The organism is Cystobacter fuscus (assembly GCF_002305875.1).
Taxonomy (GTDB): domain Bacteria; phylum Myxococcota; class Myxococcia; order Myxococcales; family Myxococcaceae; genus Cystobacter; species Cystobacter fuscus_A.
Genome location: NZ_CP022098.1, coordinates 6,178,555 through 6,197,448 on the forward strand (window position 1 = coordinate 6,178,555; position 18,894 = coordinate 6,197,448).

The window sequence follows — 18,894 nt, forward strand, 5'->3', positions numbered from 1 at the left end:
GAGTGGACGAATTCGTCCGGGGCTGTCCGAGGTCACGACGCCAGCGTACCTGGTGGGATGCGAGTCGTCCGAGAGCAAGCCCTGGTGTTGCCTGTCCCGTCAGTCTCATATCCTTATTTTTGTCCTCTCTCTGGATTTGACTTATTGTCATTTCTCTCTCGAAAAGGAGCAGTGATGAAACGCGACACGACTTCTCTGCTGGGTGGGATGATCTGGGGTGTGGCCCTCTCGTGGGCCATGGGGTGCGGCGGGGCTCTTGAGACACCAGAGAACGCAATGGTCACGTCCGATACTTCCTTGGAATCCAGACAAGAGCTCGCTTCCGCCGAGCAGGTGGCGTCCCCGGATATCTCCGAGGCGCTCGCGGACGAGTGTTCCGGCGCACAAGGGACGGGGACCTACAAGGGCTACGTCTGCCCTTCGCACAACTTCATCATCACCCAGAAGATCTCCTGTGCGGAGGCTCGCAACAACTGCGTGCTCAACGCCAACGCGAATCCGGGCAGCAGCTTCTTCTGTACCTGGAACGACCGGGTCATCTACCGCCGGGACGTGAGTGCGGGCGCGTGTAACTCCCTGGTCTGTGCCGCCGTAACGGGGACGGGGCAGTACAAGGGGTACGTCTGCCCCTCGCACAACTTCATCAACACCAACGCCATTTCCTGCCAGGAGGCTCAGTCCAACTGCCAGCTCAACGCCAACTCGAATCCCAATTCCAGCTTCTACTGCACCTGGAAGGGGACGGAAATCTTCCGGCTCGAGAGGACCGCCGGCATTTGTCCCCGGTGAGCGCGGGGTGCCGAGCGCGTCCTTCCCCGTGCCCGGGGCGTCGTCCCAGTCGGATCATCGCCCCAACGTATGAGATCCTGCGCGGGCCGAGACCTCCCTCATGCATCGCACTCCTCAGCATCCGCCTCCCCACGTTCTCACCCTGGACGCGATGGGCACCGGGGACCTGCCCCTGCGTGTCATTCGCGTGCCATGGCACCCGGTCATGCCTCCACCCGGGCCGCTCGTGTCGACCTTCTTCATGATCTTCGTGCTGACGGGGGGGAGGGGGCGAGGCCGTCACCTGGAGCCGCTCGAACTCCAGGCGGGGGACATCCACCTCGTCCCCGCGGGCATCGAGCACCAGCCCCTCGAGGTGGACAACCTCCAGGGGTGGATCGTGTGCTTCGATCCGATGCTGCTCCGCTCGATCGGACCGGAGCGGTTGCCGGGGCAACCCCGGCTCCGCGGAGAGGCGAAGCCCACTCCGGAGCGGAGCCTCTTTGCTCGGGGACTGCTCCGGCTGCGACCCGGGCAACCCCGGTGGCGGCGAATCGAGCAGCTGGTCGCCGAGATGGAGGCCGAGCTGCGAGAGGCCCGGTGGGGCGTGGAGAACGCCGCGCACGCCTGGTTCGTCTTGCTGATCACGGAGCTCCTGCGCGAGTTGCAGGAGCGCGCGCCGCTCGCGCCGCCCATGATCGGAGGGCTCGTGCGTGATGCACTCGCCTTCATCGAAGCGCATTGCTTGCGGCCCCTCTCGCTCCAGGACGTCGCGGCGGCGGTGGGGCGCACGCCCTCGCACCTGGCCAACGCCATCCGTCGGGAGACGGGGCTGACGGTGGGTGACTGGCTGCGCGAGCATCGCATGGTCGAGGCCCGGCGGCGCCTGTTGGACACGGGAGTCAGTATCGAGCGCATCGCCAGCCAGGTGGGCTACGCCGACGTCACCCATTTCATCCGCACCTTCCGGCGCGTCCACGGAATGACCCCCCGGGTCTGGCGCGAGCAGCGCCGCCGCGCCGGAAGCTGAAGGGCTCGCGCCGAGCCGTCGCTCCCCTCAATCCTCCTCGTCTTCGCAGGGCAGGTGGGCACGGACCATGAAGTCGGCCCGATTGCTCACTCCGAAGGGCTTGAGCTTCTCGTAGATGTGACGCAGGTGCTTCTTCACGGTCTCGTGGCTGTTCTTCTCGCCCTTCTTGTTGAGGAGCCGGTGGGCGATCTCCTTGTCGGACAGGCCTTTGTACAAGAGGTTGGCGATCTCGATCTCCTTGGGCGTCAGGATCTTGAGCCAGACGATGAGCTGGGGATGCGTCACCTCCTGGAAGCGCAGTTGCCAGTACGACTTGTTCCCCACGGGCGGCAACTGGAAGTAGGTCACCCGCAGGGTCTTCCGGCCGCCCTCCATCTCCCAGATCCCCACCCCGGTCTGGAGGAAGCTCGATTGGCTCATCGCCGTGTTCAGCTTCTCCAACAGGGCCAGGGGCAATCGCCCCGGGAGGTCCGTGAACCATTTCTCCATCAGCCTGTCGATGGGACCCAGGCGCTGCACCACCTCGAAGCGGGTGGTCAGCACGAGGCTCGCCGTCTTCTGGGCCGCCGTTTGCGCCTCCAGCAGCCGGCCCGTCAGCTCCCGCTCCACGAACACCTGACAGCGCTGGATGGCCGAGGAGAGGTGCGGCGCGACGTACTGGACGAGGTCGCGCTCGTGGTCGGAGAAGGGCCGGGGCTTGAGGCGGTAGGCGCTGAAGCCGCCATTGCCGTCCCAACCCGCCTGGGTCAGATAGACCGACATGACGTGCTCGAGCGGCACTCCCATGTCCTGGCCGATCCGGTAGATCTTGGTGGCCTGCAGATCCTTGTGCGCGATGATGTCTCCATCCCGCATGACCCGGTTGGGATTGCGCACGTTGGCGGCACGGATGAAGTCATCCTTCTTCCATTCCTCATACTGGGCGAAATACACCTCGGGCATCTTCGCCACCAACCAGTCGTCCAGCGAGGGCTGTCCGATGCGCGAGGCGCACAGGGCCATGCAGTCCGCGGACGTCAACCGGATCAGGCTGTCCTCCGTGGTGCGCACGATCTCCGAGAGGGTCTTGGCGTGGTTCAGCGCTTCCACCAACTGGCCGATGAGCAGGCGCTCCCTGGGCTTCATGTGGATCTGATCCCGTTTCATCCCGCGGATCTAATCCCCCAGGGCGAAGGTTGTCCGTACCCCCAAGGGGGTATGGACAACGGGGCCCCACCTGGGCCTTGGGTTCTTCCTATACTCCCCCGAAAGCGCCGACGCGGTGCTCGATGGCGTCGCGGGGCCGCTCTTCCCGACACTCATCTCCGCGCTTCGCCCAACCGGTCGGTATTGCCTCGTCGGCGCGGCGGCCGGTGGCGCGGTCTCCTTCGACGCCTGGAGCCTGCTCGACGGGCGCGTCCTCACCGGCTACTCGACGGAGACGCTCGACGGAAACGTGCTGCGAGCGGCCACGCGCGAGCTGCTCGCCTTGCGGCTGCCTCCTCCGCCGACGACCGTGCTCCCGCTCGCCGAGGCGGCGCGCGCCCACGAACTCCTCGAGCGACGAGAAGTTCGTGGGCGCGTGGTGCTCGTGCCGTAGACCGAGACGGCAGGGACAAGCCCGCGGGCTCAGGTCCCTGCCGTCTCGGGCGCCCCGGAGGCTCAGCGCTTCTCCGTGATGAACTCGACGCGGCGGTTCGCGCGCTGCCCCTCGGGTGTGCTGTTCTCCGCCACGGGGCGGCTGGACCCGTACCCCTTGGCGGTCAGGCGGGAGCCCGCGATGCCGCGCTGGATGAGGTACTCGCGCACCATGTCCGCGCGCTGCTGACTCAGCGTGACATTGAGCTCCTCGGGGCCGGTGGCGTCCGTGTGCCCCTCGACGCGAACCGAGAGTTCCGGGTGGGCCTTGAGGTAGTCCGCGATGGCATCCAACTGCCGCTTCTCTTCCTCCTGGAGGGACGACTCTCCCACCGGGAACAGGACATGGTGGTCCGTGGGCGGTGCGGCCTGCTCGGGCGGAGGCGGCTCCTCGCGCGGCGGTGCCCGCTCGGGCGGGGGCTCGGGAGGCGGCGCCTCGGTGGGCTTCTCCTCCTGGACCGGGCAGCCACGATTCGTCTCGACGCCAGCCTCGTGGGGGCAGGCATCCTCGTCGTCCGCGATGCCATCACCGTCCGCGTCGGGGGCGGGGCAGCCCTGGTAGCGCGGGAGTCCCGGCTCGGAGGGGCACCGGTCCTGGCGATCCACGACGCCGTCCCCGTCCGAGTCGCCATCCGGGCAGCCGCCGTTGTCCACCGCGCCGGCCTCGAGCGGGCAGCGGTCTTGCGCGTTGGCCACCGAGTCACCGTCGTCATCCAGCTCCGGGCACTGCTCTGGCGTGTGGGTGCGGCCCTCCTTGCAGACGTCTTCACGGGCAGGAGGCACGTAGGGGGGAGCCCAGGCGATTCCCGCGGCCACGCGGAACGAGGGCGTGCCCGGAATGTCCGTGAAGCCATGCCCCGCCAGCGCGAACGCCTCGAAGCCATGGCCCACCGGCAGCCTCAAGCCACCGAGCAACTCCAGCGCCACATCCGGCGCCACGAGCGACTCGGCCGCCTCCAGCGCGATCTCGGCGCGCAGGCCTTCGCCGCGCGTGGCCACCACGAGCCCCTGCTCGAGTTCACTTCCGAAGTTCCGGCCGGGCTCGACCTCCGTGGAGCGGATCCGCACGCCCGCGCTGGCGCCCAGCGACAGCGGACCCACCTCGCGTCCCACGGCCACCCGGGGCGCGAACTGGAACCCCGCCCAGCCATTCTGCCGACCGAACGCACTCGCCGTTCCGCCGGGCAGTCCGATGTCCAGTCCCAGGCCGAGGAACACCGGCGCCCCGTCCTCGCGGCGAAGCAGCGCATAGCGCGCGCCCAGCTCCGGCGTTCCCAGTCCGAAGGAGGTCGGCGCCGTCACTCCGACCAGCGACTCCGCGCCCGAGCCTCCCTGGGCGATGATGATGGGCAGCCGCGCGGACAGCTCCAGGCGCTCGATGGGAGACCAGGCCCCCGCGAGCCAGCCCGCGACGCGGTAGTCGATGATGGGGCGCTCCACGCCATCACTGCCCCTGAGCAGCAGGATGCCGCGCTCGTAGCCGGCCATGAGGAGCAGTCGATAGCTCCCCTCGGGGAGCACGTGGCCGGTGTCCACCAGCAGCGAGTCCGTCGCCGCGGGATTGAAGCGCAGGCGCTCCAGGTCCATCGGGAGGATGGGCCCGGCGCTCTGGGCATGGACGGCGGGGGCAAGGAGGGCGGCCAGGAGCGCGACCAGCACCCGGCCCCGAGCCCGTGGACGCGAGGGAAAGCTCATTGGCGTGGAGCGGCGACGGCGGCTCCTCGAGGCGAGCCCCAACAGGAGGAGCGCCAGCGACGAGGCCGTCCCACTGCCCGTGCTCTGGCAGCCGCCTCCGGCGATGGACACCACCGTCGCCTGGACCGTGACCTGGAAGGAGCACTGCGCGGAGTTGCCGGCCGCGTCCGTGGCGGTGACGGTGACGCGCGTGGCGCCATGTCTGAAGACACTGCCCGAGGCCGGCGAGGAGGTCACCGTCGTCGAGGAGACGGCGTCCGTGGCCGCGGGAAGCGTGAACGTCACGGAGGTGCCCGAGGCATCATCCGAGCGCACCTGGATGTCCTCCGGGCACGTCACGGACGGAGGCGTCGTGTCCTGGACGGTGAACTGGAACGAGCACGACGCCGTGCCGCCCGAATCGTCCGTCGCCGTGGCCGTGACGGTCGTGCTCCCGAGGGGGAAGGTGCTCTCCCTGGGCGGCGAATAGGTGATGGTGGGGTCGGCTCCCTCGTCGGTGGCCGTGGCGGGCGGCCAGTTGCCCGGGGCACCGTCGGGGCCCACCGCTTCGCTCGCGGTGTCCGCGGGGCAGGTGATGGTGGGAGGCGGATTCGTGACGTCGATGTCCACGGTGGCGACGTTGCTGTCCTGGCCGCAGTCCCGAACCCGGAAGGAGAAGCTGTCGGGGCCCTCGTAGCCCGGTTCGGGCGTGTAGGTGAGGGACGGCGGCGTGCCACTCAGCGTCCCGTGCTGCGGGGGCGTGACGAGGGTCCAGCTCAACGTCTGCCCCACATCCGGGTCGGTCCCGACGAGGGTGATGGCCACGGGCGTGCCGCGGGTCGTGGAGACCGTCTGGGGCTGCGCCGTGGGCGCGGTATTGGGGAGCACCGTCACCATGCGCCCACCCGGAATGGCATTGGCGAAGACGGACAGGGCGTACGTCCCCGGCGGCAAGTCGGCCGGGACGGTCACCGTCGCGCTCGTGGCGGACATGTCCGTCGCGGGAAGCGTCCAGAGTCGTCCTCCCTCGGCGCCCCGCAGGCGCACCAGGGGGAAGTCCGTCGGGGAGGCACCGAAGTTGCCGCTGCTCGCGCCCGAGATGCCCCGGAAGCCCTGGCCCTGGAGGACGCTCGGACAGGTGGGGAAGAGGACGTCCGGCTGACTCACCACCGGGCGCCACGCGGGCTGTGCGCCGGTGTCCTCGTACAGCTCGGCCCCCGTCGCGGCCGAGCCGCCCGCGAGGAGCACCTCGCCCGAGGGCAGGGCGGCCGCGACGAGCCCTCCGCTTGAAGCCGGAGCACTGACGGAGGTCCAGTCATGATGGGCGGGGTCATAGACGTCCGCCGAGGTGGAGGGCGTGCCCGGCGCGCTCAGGCCGCCCGCGACCAGGACCTTGCCCGAAGGCGCGAGTGTCGCGGTGTGGTACCCGTGCGCCTGGGAGAGCGCGGGCCCGGCGACCCACGTGTTGGTACTGGCGTCATACAGCTCCGTGGACGAGAGGCCCGTGGCGCCCGTGAGCCCTCCCGCCGCCAGCACCTGGCCGGAGGGCAGCAGCGTCAGCGTGAGGCCTTCGCGGCCCTGGGCCAGCCCCGCGGTGGGGGTCCAGGTATTGCTGGCCGGGTCGTACACCTCCGCGGTGGCCAGCGCCGCGCCCGCGCCGTTGCGTCCCCCGGCGACGAGCACCCGGCCATCGGGAAGCAGCGCGGCGGCATGCGCGGACCGGACCGTGGTCAGGGAGGCCACCGGGGTCCACGCGTCGGCGGTGGGGTCATACAGCTCCGCCGTCCCGAGCACCGTGGCGTCGCGCTGCCCGCCCACGACGAGCACCCGGCCGTCCGTGAGGAGCGTGGCGGTGTGGAAGTGCCTGGCACTGGCGAGCGGCGCGGTCGGGCTCCAGGCATTGGTGGCCGCATCGTAGCGCTCGGTCGAGCCCACCGAGCTGCCCCCGCTCAGGCCACCGACCACGAGCACCGAGCCCGAGCGCAGCAGCGTCGCCGTGGCGCGCTCACGCGGAAGGGAGAGGGACGCCGCGAACGTCCAGGTGTTGGCCGCCCGATCATAGAGCTGCGCCGAGGCCAGCGACGCGCCTCCGCTGTTGCGGCCTCCCGCGACGAGGACGCGGCCGGAGGGCAGCAGCGCCACCAGCGGATCCACCCGGGCTCCACCCAGCGCGCCGGCCGGGGTCCACCGGTTGACGCCCGGGTCATACAGCTCCGTGCTCGCGAGGGTGGCAGCGCCCGCCGCGTCGTAGCCACCCACGACCAGCACCTTGCCGGACGGCAGCAGCGTCGCGGTGTGGCCCGCCCGCCCGTCCGCCATGGTGTCCCCGGGGGACCACTGGCCGGTGGCGGGATCATAGAGTTCCGAGAGCGGAGTCTGGCCGATGCCGGCGCCGGTCACCAGCACCTTGCCATCGGGCAGCAGCGTGGCCGCATGGCGCGAGCGCGTGAGGGCCATGCTGCTCGTGGCGGTCCACGTGTTGCTCCCCGGATCGTACAGCTCCGCGTCGGACAGGACGATTCCGCTGGCGTCCGAGCCACCGGTGATCAGCACGCGGCCATCGGGCAGCAACGTGCTGGTGAAGAAGTACCGCGGCACGAGGGGCGGCGCGACGGCGGACCAGGTGCCGGTCGCGGGATCGTAGAGGTCCGCGCCGGGGACCTCACCGCCCTGGCCGTAGCCACTCACGGCGAGAACCCTGCCGTCCTGGAGTCGCGTGGCGGAGTGCGACCCCCGGCTCAGCGTCATGGCGCCGGTGGGAGTGAACGTGTTGGTGACGGGATCGTACAGGTCTGCGGAGGTGAGTTGGACTCCCGCGCGATTCGAGCCACCGGCGACCAGCACCCGACCCGACTCCAGGAGGGTGACGCTGGGCAGCGCGCGGTCATCCGACAGGTCGCCCGTGTCCGTCCACGTGCCCGTGGCGGGGTCATGGAGGTGACCCGTCCGGGAGGACTCCGTCAGCACGAGCACCTTGCCATTGGGGAGCAGCACGGCCTGCGTGATGTTGCCCTGGAAGCCGGGCGCTCCCGCGGAGGTCCACGTATCGGTGGCCGGGTCGTAGAGCTCCGCGCTGGAGATGGGGCCCGAGCTGTCGGTGCCATTGATGATCAGGAGCTTGCCGGAGCCGAGCAGGACGGCGGCATGCTGCGAGCTTGGCCTGGCCATGGGCGCGGCGGAGGACCAGCCGGGAGCCGCGGCCAGGGGCGCGGTGATGGAGGCCACGGCGTCGTCGTTGGCGGGCGACGGGGCCTCCTTCGCGCAGGACACCAGGAGCGCACTCCCCACCAACACCAGCACCCTGCTCCAGACATCGCGAGGTAACAGCATCACGGGAACTCCGATACGAGAGGACCGTTCGATCTTATACACTCGATGGAGGCCGCCACGATTGTTAACTCGACCCGCGGGGATGGATTCTTCCTGCCGCCACCCCCACGGGTCATCCATCCTTCCTCTACTCTTACATCCTTCCTGTACAGCTGGGGCCGGGGTCGCCCCAGGTGTCCGACGGGGGGCGGCAAACACATATCAATTCGAGGTGAGGGGCGGGTGCTGGAGTGGAGAGGCAGGGGCGCCATGCGTCTCGCTTGACACGAGGCTGGAGGTTCATATTATGTACGTAATATGAACGCGCGGCGCGGTGGAAGTGGTCGAGCGCTTCGGCTCGGTCAGTCGTCCGCTGCGCAAGTGAAGGGAAGTCCGCGCGTTGGCCTTCATGTCAGGGAGACGGAAATGCCATTGTGGAAAATCTATCACCCGGTGGGTGCATTCACCGGCGAGGACAAGCAGGCGCTCTCCAAGAGAATCACGGAGATCTATTCGTCGGTTCTGCCGAAGTTCTATGTCGGTGTGGTCTTCCAGGAGATCGCGGCGGACTCGATTTATATTGGCGGAGAGCCGACGAAGAACTTCGTCAGGATTCATGCGGATCATATCGCTCGCACGCTGAATTCAGATGAGGCCAGGACGAGATTTCTCGCCAAGGTCGATGCGGCTGTCGCTCCCTTCATCAAGGACCGGGGCTTCGATTGGGAGTTCCACGTCGACGAGACGCCCTTCGAGCTCTGGACGGTCCAGGGTTTTCGACCGCCTCGCCCGGGAACGGAAGACGAGAAGCGGTGGATCGCGGAGAACAAGCCCTCACCCAGAACCCATGCTTGAGGCGGGTCGCTGCGCTGCTGACGTGAAGGAACAATCGCGCGGAGTGGAGGGACGGACGTCCCTCTCCGCGCCTCACCGCGAGGAATCATGATCATGGGCAGGGAAAAAGGCTTGGCGGTTGTCACCGGAGCTTCTTCGGGCATTGGTGCCACGTATGCCGCGCGGCTGGCGGCGCGTGGCTACTCGCTCTTGCTGGTCGCGCGTCGGCCTGACCGCCTCGCCAGCATCAAGGATGAATTGTCTCGCGCGCACGGGGTCCACGTGGAGACGGTCGTCGCGGATCTCGAGAGTCCCTCGGATCTGTCCAACGTCGAGGCGCGCGTCGCGTCCGACGACGTCACCTTCCTCGTCAACAACGCCGGCGCGGGCGGTCTGGGCAAAAGCGCCAACATGACCGCCGATCAGCTTGATCGCATCATCAAGTTGAACATCACCGCGCTCACGCGCCTCTCGCACGCGGCGCTGTCGGCCTTCCGCAAGCGCAACGCGGGCGTTCTGGTGAACATCGGCTCGGTCATGGCGCATTTGCCGTCGGCGAGTGGCGCCGCCTACAGCGCTTCGAAGGCCTATGTGCTGAACTTCACCCGGTCCTTGCAGCTGGAGTACGCGGACAAGCCGATCCAGATTCAGCTCGTCATGCCCGGGCCGATCCGCACCGAGTTCTTCTCGTCACAAGGCATGAGCGACGCGGTCTTTCCGAACGAGGCCTATCTCACCGCGGAGCAGCTCGTGGACGCCGCACTCGCCGGGCTCGAGGCGGGGGAGGGCGTGACCGTGCCGTCCGTGCTCGACGTGCGGACCTGGAACGCGTTGGAGGCGGCGCGCGCCGAGTTCATGAAGGCGACGATGTCGGGCAAGGTCGCGCCGCGCTACCTCGGGTGATCGGCTATGGTGGTGTCCGCCATGACGGATACCGCCCTCGACCCGCTCTCTCTTCCGCTGCAGCCGACCGCACCTGGCTCCAGCGTGCGGCGCTTCACCAAGACGTTCCCCACGAAGCTCCCGCCCGAGGTGCTCTGGACGGAGTTCACGCGCACCCTGTCGGACTCGCGCGAGGGGCTCCTTTGGGCGAACAACATCTCCTGGATACACGCCTTGAACGGCCCCTTGAGGGAGGGCACGGTGCTCGCCGAGCGCATGGAGCCCACGGGCGCCGTGCTGCATTACCGCCTGATGGAGTTCTCCCCCCCGAAGCAGCTGCGGTACGCCTCGCTCCAGGGCCATCCCCTGGCGGCGAGCGCCACGGTCTCCATCGAGGCGTCCGAGGGGAAGGCCACGCTGCTCTGGCAGGGCGAGTATTTCGGTTCCGAGGCCCAGTTGCTGGGGTTGGACCGCGTGCACGCGGCGTTCTTCTCGCAGTTCGCCACGCGGCTCCAGCAGTTGGAAGCCGCGAGATGAGTCAGCTCGTCGAGGGCCGCAGATCCCGGCGGAGGATCTTCCCCACGTTGCTCTTGGGAAGCTCCGCGCGGAACTCGATGGACTTGGGCCGCTTGTAGCCGGTGAGCTGCTCGCGGCAGAAGTCGAGCAACTGGGGCTCGGTGAGGGCCGGGTCCTTCTTCACCACGAAGAGCTTCACCGCCTCGCCCGAGTGCGCGTCGGGCACGCCCACGGCCGCCACCTCCAGGACACCGGGGTGCGCGGCGACCACACCCTCCACCTCGTTGGGGTAGACGTTGAAGCCCGACACGAGGATCATGTCCTTCTTGCGGTCCACGATGCGCAGGAAGCCGCGCTCGTCCTTGACGGCGATGTCGCCGGATTTGAGGAAGCCGTCGGGCGTCATGACCCGGGCCGTCTCGTCCGGGCGGTTCCAGTAGCCGGCCATCACCTGGGGGCCGCGGATGCACAGCTCCCCGGGCTCTCCGAGCGGCACGTCCTTTCCCTCGTCATCGCGCAGGGAGACCTCGGTGGAGGGCAGGGGCAGACCGATGCCACCGGAGTATTCCGTGTCGGTGAGCGGGTTGCAGGTCACTCCGGGGGAGGCCTCCGTCAGGCCGTAGCTCTCGAGGAGCGGAACGCCGGTCAGGGAGAACCACTTCTCCGCGACGACCCGCTGCGCCGCCGCGCCACCACAGGTGGTGATCAGCAGTTGGGACAGGTCGAGCTTGCCGAGGTCGGGGTGGTGGACGAGGGCGTTGAAGAAGGTGTTGACCCCCGGCAGGGCATGGATGGGCCGATGGGACAGGGTCTGGATGAGGCCGGTGATGTCTCGCGGGTTGGGGATGAGGATGTTCATCGCGCCCACGTGCATGCCCAGCAGCGCGCAATTGTTGAGCGCGTAGATGTGGTAGAGCGGCAGCACGCAGACGAAGGTGAGCTGGCCCTGGCGCTTGTGCAGGACGGGCTGCAGCCAGGCCTCGGTCTGCAGCATGCTGGCGACCAGGTTGCGGTGCAGCAGCATGGCGCCCTTGACCACGCCGGTGGTGCCCCCCGTGTATTGGAGGAAGGCGATGTCGTCGGGTGACACGGTGATGGGGGCGAGCGGCAGCGTCTGGCCCTCGGCCAGCACGCGCTCGAACGGGATTGCCTGGGGCAGGGGAGAGGCGGTGCCCGGCGCGCCCGCGGCGACCGTCACCACGTGCTTCAAGGCGGTGTTCCCCAGGATCTTCTGGAGGGTGGGAGCGAAGGCTTCCAGGAGGAAGAGGGCCACGGCCCCGCTGTCCTTGAGCTGGTACTCCAGCTCGCGCGGGGTGTAGAGCGGGTTGACGTTCACCACGGTGCAGCCCGCGCGCAGGATGGCGGCGACACAGACCGGGTACTGAATCACGTTGGGCATCATGAGGGCCACGGCCGAGCCGCGCGCGAGTCCCCGGGCCTGCAACCACGCCCCCACCTGACGCGACAGGGCATCGAGCTCGCGGTAGGTGATGGACTGGCCCATGCACTCGAACGCCGGGCGATCGGCGTACGTGCGGAACGACTCGTCCATGAGGTGGGCCAGCGAGGCGTAGCGCGTGCCATCGATCTCGGTTGGAACGCCCGGGGGGTAGTACTTGAGCCAGCTCTTCTCCATGCGTGTCGCCTCGTCGGTCCAGGGTGCTGGCCCCGGATGATAGCCGTGCCCGGCCACCTCGGTGGACTTGTTGCATGGACTGACGGCTGAAGAGGCTCGGCTCCTGCACCGTCACGCGAGGTCGGTGGAGGCCGCGAAGTCCTTCTGGGGCTCGATGTCCGCCAGGCGCTCCTTGAGCGCCTTCACGAGCGCCGCGTATGCGTCGCCGCCGAGGACCAGGCGCCTGGGCGCGGGATGTTGATCGACACTCGCGATCATCCGCTGGGCCATCCTGGCGGCATCGCCCTGGGGAAGGCGCGACGTGTCCTCGAGGAGCGCGTGAACCCTGCCCACGGGCGTGCTCTCGTAGACGGCCATCTTCGCGCCGACCTTCGCGCTCCCGAAGCGGAACTTCGTTCGTGCGCCGCCCGGCTCGACGATCGTGACGCCGATGTTGAACGGCGCGAGCTCCTGCATCATCGACTCGACGAAGCCCTCGATGCCCCACTTGCTCGCGTGGTAGAGCGACCCCCCGGCGCCAGCCGCCTGTCCGCCGTACGTCGAGACCTGGAGGATTCGCCCACCTCCCTGTGCGCGCAGGTGCGGAGTGGCGGCGCGAATGACCTGGATCGAGCCGAGCAGGTTGGTGTTGAGCTGGTGGACGATCTGCTCATCCGTGAGCGCCTCGGCGGCGCCAAAGAGGCCGTAGCCGGCGTTGTTGACGACCACGTCCACCCGCCCGAGCTCGGCGAACGCCCGGTTCACCACCTGCTTGATGGCCGGCGTATCGGTGACGTCGAGGTGCGCGAGCCAGAGGCGTTCGCCATGGCGCGCCTCGAGGTCGTTCATCGCGTCCAGCTTGCGAACGGTGCCCGCGACGCGGTCGCCGCGCGTCAGGAGCTGCTCCGTCATGTGGCGGCCGAAACCACTGCCCACACCCGTGATGAACCAGGTTCTCTGTCGTGTCATGGCCAGGTCCTTGTGGTGCTGCGAGGTAGATGCGGCCATCTTTCGCATCCAGGGGAGACATGGACAATTCCCCTCGGTGGAGACACACTGGAACGCATGCCGTACCAATCGGAACATGCGCTCGAGGAGCTCCGGGCCTTCGTCGCGGTGGTCGAGGCCCAGGGGTTCAGCGCCGCCGCGCGGGCGACGCGGGGGAGGAAGGCGACGCTCAGCAAGCGCGTCCAGGAGCTCGAGGCGCGCCTCGGCGTGCCGCTGCTCGTGCGGACCACGCGCTCGCTGCGACTGACCGACGAGGGCCGCGCCTATTTCGAGCATGCGTCGCGCGCACTCGCCTCGGTGCGGGACGCCGAGGCCGTGGTCCTCTCCGCGAAGGCCGAGCCGCGCGGCGTCTTGCGTGTCACGACCTCGGCGGCGCTGGCGGCCCTGGTGATGGACAGCGTCGTGGCGACCTACCTCGCCAGGCATGCGCAGGTGCGCGTCGAGCTCCACGTGTCGGAGCATCGAGGAGATCTCGTCCGCGAAGGCTTCGATCTCGCCGTGTGGGCGGGCTCGCTCGAGGACTCATCGCTCATCGCGCGAAGGCTCGGCGTCGCCGACGGGGGTTACTACGCCAGCCCGCGCTATCTCGCGCGGAGACCCGAGCCGAAGTCGCCAGAAGAACTCTCGGCGCACGACACGATCGCGGTCCCCAAGGGCGATGCGCCGATGGACTGGGCCTTCGTCGTCGCGGGAAGGCCAAGGCGGGTCACGTTGCGCCCCCGCCTGGTGGTGTCCGACCTGGCGCTCGCGGCGCGGGCCGCGGCCGCGGGGATGGGGATCGTCCGTGCTCCGTCCTCGGTCGTGGAGCCGTATCTCGCGAAGAAGCAGCTCGTGGCCATCCTGCGAGAGTCGACACCGCCTGGGCTCGAGGTGCATGCCGTCTTTCCCGTCGGTGGTGCACTCGTGCCCAAGACGCGCGTGTTCGTGGAGCTGCTTCAGGCGTGGTTCGAGCGCGAGTAGCAGTGAGAAAAACGAACCCACGGTGTCTGTCGTGCGGATTTGGCCGGTAATAGACGGCGCACAGGACACCTGGGCCGATGGCCAGCTCCCCCTCCTTCCTGCTCCATTCCTGCTCCATCACCCGCCTTCGACAACGAGGCCCCGCTCATTGATTTCCTGGAGGCTTCCTCCACCTCCGTGCCCGCTGGCGGCTCTCTTCACCTGGTGGCCTCGGCCCATGATCCCAACCCGGGCGACATCCTCTCCCATGACTGGACGGCCACCGCGGGCTCCTTCTCCTCACCCTCCGAGGCCTCCACTTCGTGGACGGCTCCTGCCTCCGCCGGCGTTCAGTCCCTCACCCTCACCGTGACGGACTCCCGTGGCCTGTCCTCTCGCGTTGTCCTGACCATCCAGGTCTCCCTCAACGGCGGAACGGGAGAGGCTCAGCTTTCCATCGCCTTCAACAGCTCTCCTCGGGTGGCCTCCCTCACGGCCTCTCCCACGCGGATTCCCGTCGGGCAGACGACCTCTGTCTCCATCTCCGCCTCCGACCCGGATGGCGACAGCCTCTCCTACGCGTGGAGCGCCTCCTGCGCCGGCTCCTGGACCAACGCCTCCTCCAGCTCCGCTCGATTCACCCCCTCGCTCCTGCCCGCCGGCGCCTGCAACAACTGCCGCCTGACGGTCCTGGTCTCGGACGGACACGGCGGGCTGAACACCGGAACCGTCGCCCTGTGCATCAGCAACACGCCGCCTTCCCCTTCGTTCCCTCCCGAGATCCTCCGGACCTACCGATCCTCGGACTCCGCCACCCCGGGCCAGGTGCTCACCTATGAAGTGGTTGCCAGCGATCCGCAGGGCTCTGACCTCTCCTTCTACTGGGAGGCCTCGACAGGCGTGCTGGACCCGCCGAGCCGCGATGCCTTCCGCAGCCGCGTCACCTGGACAGCCCCCTCCTGTGTCAGCGACGGCACGCCCCCTTCCATCACGGCGGTGCTGCTGCACGACGGCAAAGTCCTCATCGCGGGAGGACATGTCGTCGATGGCGATATTCAACTCGCGGCGGCGGAGCTGTTCACGCCCTGAAGATGGCTCTTTTCCATATATTGGCCCCATGGGAGCGGAACGCCGGAGCTGTGCCCATCGGCGTGTCCACGCCCAGGAGCTCCGCCATGCTCGCCCTCCCGCTCCTCGTCCTCCTCGCCGCGGTGCCCGCACCGTCCTCCCTCCGGGAGGCACTCCAGGAGCGCATCTCCCAGGTGAAGGGCGCGTCCGTGGCGGTCGCCTACCAACGCCTCGGGGGCTCCCCGGACTCCCTCTACCTGGAGGCGGATCGCTCCTTCCACGCCGCCAGCACCATGAAGGTGCCGGTGATGCTCGAGGTCTTCCGCCAGGTGGACGCCGGCACCCTGTCCCTGGAGGAGCCCGTGACACTCACCCGCCAGTTCGCCTCCATCGTGGACGGCTCGCCCTATGAGCTCGACGCGAAGGACGACGAGGACGCCGCCCTCCACGAGCGACTCGGACAACCCGTGCCGCTGCGCGAGCTGGTGGAGCGGATGATCACCCGCTCGAGCAACCTGGCCACCAACCTGGTCCTCTCCCGGGTGGACGCCCGGCGCGTGACGAAGACCCTGCGCGCCCTGGGGGCCCGGCGGATGACCGTCCTGCGCGGCGTGGAGGACGGCAAGGCCCACGCCCGGGGTCTGAACAACACCGCGACGGCGCGGGATCTCGCCTCGCTGTTGTCCGCCCTCGAGCAGGGCAGGGCGGCCACTCCGGCCTCCACCCGCGCCATGCGCTCCATCCTCCTGGCCCAGGAACTCAATCGGGAGATTCCCGCCGGACTCCCGCCGGGCACACCCGTGGCGCACAAGACCGGGCAGATCTCCGGCGTCCTCCACGATGCCGCCATCGTCTACCCCCCGGGCCATCCCGCCTACGTCCTCGTGGTGCTCACCCGCGGCATCCCCGATGAGGCGGTGGCGCGCTCGCTCATCGTGGAGCTTTCCCGCCAGGTGTACGCGCACGCGACGCGTTGACACCCCTCGCCGGACGCGGTCGCCGGAGGGTGAACGGTCCGTACAAGGGCGCATTGGGTCTCCATGGCTCGTTGTTCGGCTCGGTGACCGGGACGACCACGAGCTCCGTCTCGATGGTGGGCGTGCGTTACTTCGTCTCGGACGCGGTCCCGGAGGCCGACACCTTCGCCCTGGCGACGGTCCGTCCGGGACTCGGCGTGACGCTCTACACCCCCTGACTCAGGGCGTCGCGGCCGTGGTGAAGGTGCGGGTCTCGGAAGTGCTGACGGAGATGTCCCCCGTGCCCTGCTCGAGGGGGTTGCCATGCTCCACCAGTCCGATCAGGGCATCCATGGAGGCCGCGGGGCCAAAGCCCTGGATCTTCCAGGTGAACTCGGTATTGGCGGGCAGGTCCATGCCGAACGCGCTCAGGTCCGGCAGCGTGGTCTGGGTCCCGCTCGTGTAGAGGGTCACCGTGTAGGGCGTCTGGTTTTTGCTCTTGTCCTCCTGGAGCGTGAGCACATGCACGCCGCCCGCGAACGGCGACCAGGAGAACTCGGTGGTCCGCGTCACGTCCTTCGCCGCGTCCGCGGGCTGGGCCGGACGCGCGGACGCCTGGATCTCCACCGAGACGTTGGTGGTACCGGCGGTCAATCCCCGCTTGAAGAGCAGCGTACCCTCCGCTCCCTGTGCATCGCGTGGGATGGCGAACGCGAGAATCGAGAAGGTGGTCTGGGGAATCTGGGGCACCGCGTAGTCGAACGCGCCCGAGGAGGCGAACGCGAAGCCCAAGCTGAACTCGGAGCCCGGCTTGAAGGCGAGGCTCAAGGTGCTCAACGAGAGGGCGTATCCCTCCGGCACGATGTAGTTGCCCGCGAGCCTGGAGTTCGTCACGGGACTCAGGGCGATGTCCTGCGCGGGGAGCGTGGCGTCCTTGGAGACGGTCACGTTGTCGCGCTGTCCGAAGGCCAGATAGCGCGTGGGAAGAGAGCCGGGACTGCTGCTCTCCGATTGGAGGGCGTAGATCGTGCCCGTGGCCGAGGTGGCGCCGCTCCAGTCCACGTTCAGCGAGTAGGTCCCCGAGGGCTCCACGGAACCAGACATGTCGCCGCCCGTCGAAGCGAACAGCAGATTGGTCGTGGCGATGGCTGAAGACGGCTGTTCACCGGTGACGGTCCCTTCCACGGTGGCCTCGTGTTCGGGGTCGGGTTGCGCGGCATCCGTGTCGAGTTCGAGGGGGACCGTGAGGGTCTCGAGCGTCAGCCCCATGAAGACGGTCGCGACCCGGCGCTCCTTGTCGGCCACGATGACATCGTAGGGAGGCGTCACGCCCGAGATGCTGAAGGCGCCGGAGCCGTCCACGGCCACCGGCTGTCTGCCATTGCCCGGAATGAGGATCGAGGCCTTCGAGACGGCCTGGAGCGAGTCGCCGAACACCTTTCCCGTGACGGTGATGGGAGCAGGGGGGTTGTCACCGCACGCGGACAGCACCAGCGCGGCACAGCAACTCCAGACCAAGGATGCGTTCTTCATCGAGGGTGTTCTCCCTGGGGTGTAGTGGACAGGCACGGGGATTGACAGCCGCGCCTGGACGAGGATGGGGCTGATTTATTCAGCCCTTTTTCACTATACGCGAACATGGTCTATCTGCGTGTGATGTCGCCTCCGGTCGTCACCGTCCTCCTGCCCGCCCGAAACGCCGAGCGCACCGTGGCCCGCGCGGTGACGAGCCTCCTGGATGGCACGCTGCGCGACCTCCGGGTGTTGGCGGTGGACGACGGCTCGACGGATGGGACGCGCGGCGTACTCGAGGACCTGGCGGCGCGTGACGCCCGGGTGGAAGTGTTGGAGGGGGCAGGGCGCGGACTGGTGGCGGCGCTCAACCTCGCGCTCGCGCGGGCCATCTCGCCTTACGTGGCGCGCATGGACGCGGATGACGAGTCGCTGCCCCGGCGTCTGGAGGCGAGTGTCGCGGCCCTGGAGGCGGATCCGAGTCTGGGTGGCGTGGGCACCGGCGTGGAGCTCTTCCGCGAGGATCAGCCGGTGAGCCCCTCGATGAGGGACTACGCGGCGTGGCTCAACGGACTCGACTCGCCCGAGCGGTTGCACCGCGAGCGCTTCGTGGAGAGTCCCATCTGCCATCCCTCGGTGTGCCTGCGGCGGGAGGCGGTGGTGGCCGCGGGAGGGTGGGCGCACGGGGACTTCCCGGAGGACTACGAGCTGTGGCTGCGGCTCATCGATCGGGGCCACGGGATGTACAACCTGCCCGAGGTGCTGTTTCGCTGGCGGGACAGCGCGGAGCGGCTGACGCGCACGGATCCGAGGTACGCGCACAAGCGCTTCATCTGGGTGAAGGCGCGCTACCTGACGCGCAGCCGCGAGGTGGCGGGGCGTTCGTTGACGGTGTGGGGCACGGGCCCGGGAGGGCTCCTGCTCACGCGCTTCCTGCTCGCCGAGGGTGCCCGGGTGACGCGCTTCATCGACGTGCACCCGCGCAAGGTGGGCACGCGCATCCACGGGATTCCGGTGGAGCGGCCCGAGTCCCTGGGAGCGCCACCGGAGGACACGCACCTCATCGCGGCGGTGGGCGTGCGCGGCATCCGCGAGGAGATCCGCGCCACCCTCGGCGCGCTCGGCTGGAGCGAGGGCGTGCACTTCACCTGCGCGGCATGATCGAA

The 18,894-nt window shown here is 68.7% G+C and carries 16 protein-coding genes; 11 read left to right on the forward strand and 5 right to left on the reverse strand.

The window, feature by feature from the left end:
* Positions 1-297 precede the first annotated feature (297 nt).
* Together CYFUS_RS25120 and CYFUS_RS25125 are read left to right on the forward strand one after the other, a co-directional pair.
* Positions 298-789, forward strand: coding sequence for a hypothetical protein (locus CYFUS_RS25120; RefSeq protein WP_157758639.1), 492 nt, complete (start codon positions 298-300; stop codon positions 787-789).
* A 100-nt stretch (positions 790-889) separates the two neighbouring features.
* Positions 890-1,798, forward strand: a complete 909-nt coding sequence (locus CYFUS_RS25125) for a helix-turn-helix transcriptional regulator (protein ID WP_095987536.1) — start codon at positions 890-892, stop codon at positions 1,796-1,798.
* Positions 1,799-1,825: 27 nt separating this feature from the next.
* On the opposite strand, the gene CYFUS_RS25130 is transcribed toward CYFUS_RS25125, so the two are convergent.
* The gene (locus tag CYFUS_RS25130) at positions 1,826-2,923 is read right to left on the reverse strand and encodes a response regulator transcription factor (RefSeq protein WP_232536772.1); all 1,098 of its coding nucleotides are present in this window, start codon (positions 2,921-2,923) and stop codon (positions 1,826-1,828) included.
* A 91-nt stretch (positions 2,924-3,014) separates the two neighbouring features.
* Between CYFUS_RS25130 and CYFUS_RS25135 the strand changes: the two genes are divergently transcribed.
* Entirely contained in the window at positions 3,015-3,377 is a 363-nt protein-coding gene (locus CYFUS_RS25135; RefSeq protein ID WP_095987538.1) for a zinc-binding dehydrogenase, read from the forward strand.
* Between the two features lie 62 nt (positions 3,378-3,439).
* Here CYFUS_RS25135 and CYFUS_RS25140 read toward each other — a convergent pair whose 3' ends face one another.
* The gene (locus tag CYFUS_RS25140; RefSeq protein ID WP_095987539.1) at positions 3,440-8,419 is read right to left on the reverse strand and encodes a kelch repeat-containing protein; all 4,980 of its coding nucleotides are present in this window, start codon (positions 8,417-8,419) and stop codon (positions 3,440-3,442) included.
* A gap of 405 nt (positions 8,420-8,824) precedes the next feature.
* Between CYFUS_RS25140 and CYFUS_RS25145 the strand changes: the two genes are divergently transcribed.
* From CYFUS_RS25145 to CYFUS_RS25155, 3 genes are all read left to right on the forward strand, one after another.
* Entirely contained in the window at positions 8,825-9,253 is a 429-nt protein-coding gene (locus tag CYFUS_RS25145) for a tautomerase family protein (RefSeq protein WP_095987540.1), read from the forward strand.
* Between the two features lie 87 nt (positions 9,254-9,340).
* On the forward strand, positions 9,341-10,135 hold the full coding sequence (locus CYFUS_RS25150; RefSeq protein ID WP_095987541.1) for an SDR family NAD(P)-dependent oxidoreductase: 795 nt from the start codon (positions 9,341-9,343) through the stop codon (positions 10,133-10,135).
* 21 nt (positions 10,136-10,156) lie between these two features.
* The gene (locus CYFUS_RS25155; protein ID WP_157758641.1) at positions 10,157-10,651 is read left to right on the forward strand and encodes a hypothetical protein; all 495 of its coding nucleotides are present in this window, start codon (positions 10,157-10,159) and stop codon (positions 10,649-10,651) included.
* A gap of 1 nt (position 10,652) precedes the next feature.
* Here CYFUS_RS25155 and CYFUS_RS25160 read toward each other — a convergent pair whose 3' ends face one another.
* A complete protein-coding gene (locus CYFUS_RS25160; protein WP_095987543.1) occupies positions 10,653-12,266 on the reverse strand; it encodes an AMP-binding protein in 1,614 nt (537 codons plus the stop codon).
* Positions 12,267-12,377: 111 nt separating this feature from the next.
* Positions 12,378-13,253 (reverse strand): SDR family oxidoreductase, encoded by an 876-nt coding sequence (locus CYFUS_RS25165; protein ID WP_095987544.1) that lies wholly within the window; start codon positions 13,251-13,253, stop codon positions 12,378-12,380.
* A gap of 57 nt (positions 13,254-13,310) precedes the next feature.
* Here CYFUS_RS25165 and CYFUS_RS25170 point away from each other — a divergent pair, with 57 nt between their 5' ends.
* From CYFUS_RS25170 to CYFUS_RS50900, 4 genes are all read left to right on the forward strand, one after another.
* On the forward strand, positions 13,311-14,213 hold the full coding sequence (locus tag CYFUS_RS25170; protein WP_095987545.1) for a LysR family transcriptional regulator: 903 nt from the start codon (positions 13,311-13,313) through the stop codon (positions 14,211-14,213).
* A 177-nt stretch (positions 14,214-14,390) separates the two neighbouring features.
* Complete coding sequence (locus CYFUS_RS25175; protein WP_198316049.1) at positions 14,391-15,281, forward strand: Ig-like domain-containing protein; 891 nt, start codon at positions 14,391-14,393, stop codon at positions 15,279-15,281.
* Between the two features lie 86 nt (positions 15,282-15,367).
* Positions 15,368-16,237 carry a serine hydrolase gene (locus tag CYFUS_RS25180; protein ID WP_095987546.1) on the forward strand — a complete coding sequence of 290 codons (870 nt, stop codon included), beginning with the start codon at positions 15,368-15,370 and terminating at the stop codon, positions 16,235-16,237.
* Positions 16,238-16,266: 29 nt separating this feature from the next.
* Positions 16,267-16,455, forward strand: a complete 189-nt coding sequence (locus tag CYFUS_RS50900) for a hypothetical protein (protein WP_157758642.1) — start codon at positions 16,267-16,269, stop codon at positions 16,453-16,455.
* A 1-nt stretch (position 16,456) separates the two neighbouring features.
* On the opposite strand, the gene CYFUS_RS25185 is transcribed toward CYFUS_RS50900, so the two are convergent.
* The gene (locus tag CYFUS_RS25185) at positions 16,457-17,749 is read right to left on the reverse strand and encodes a hypothetical protein (protein ID WP_095987547.1); all 1,293 of its coding nucleotides are present in this window, start codon (positions 17,747-17,749) and stop codon (positions 16,457-16,459) included.
* 105 nt (positions 17,750-17,854) lie between these two features.
* Between CYFUS_RS25185 and CYFUS_RS25190 the strand changes: the two genes are divergently transcribed.
* Positions 17,855-18,889, forward strand: coding sequence for a glycosyltransferase family 2 protein (locus CYFUS_RS25190; protein ID WP_232536773.1), 1,035 nt, complete (start codon positions 17,855-17,857; stop codon positions 18,887-18,889).
* Positions 18,890-18,894: the final 5 nt, after the last annotated feature.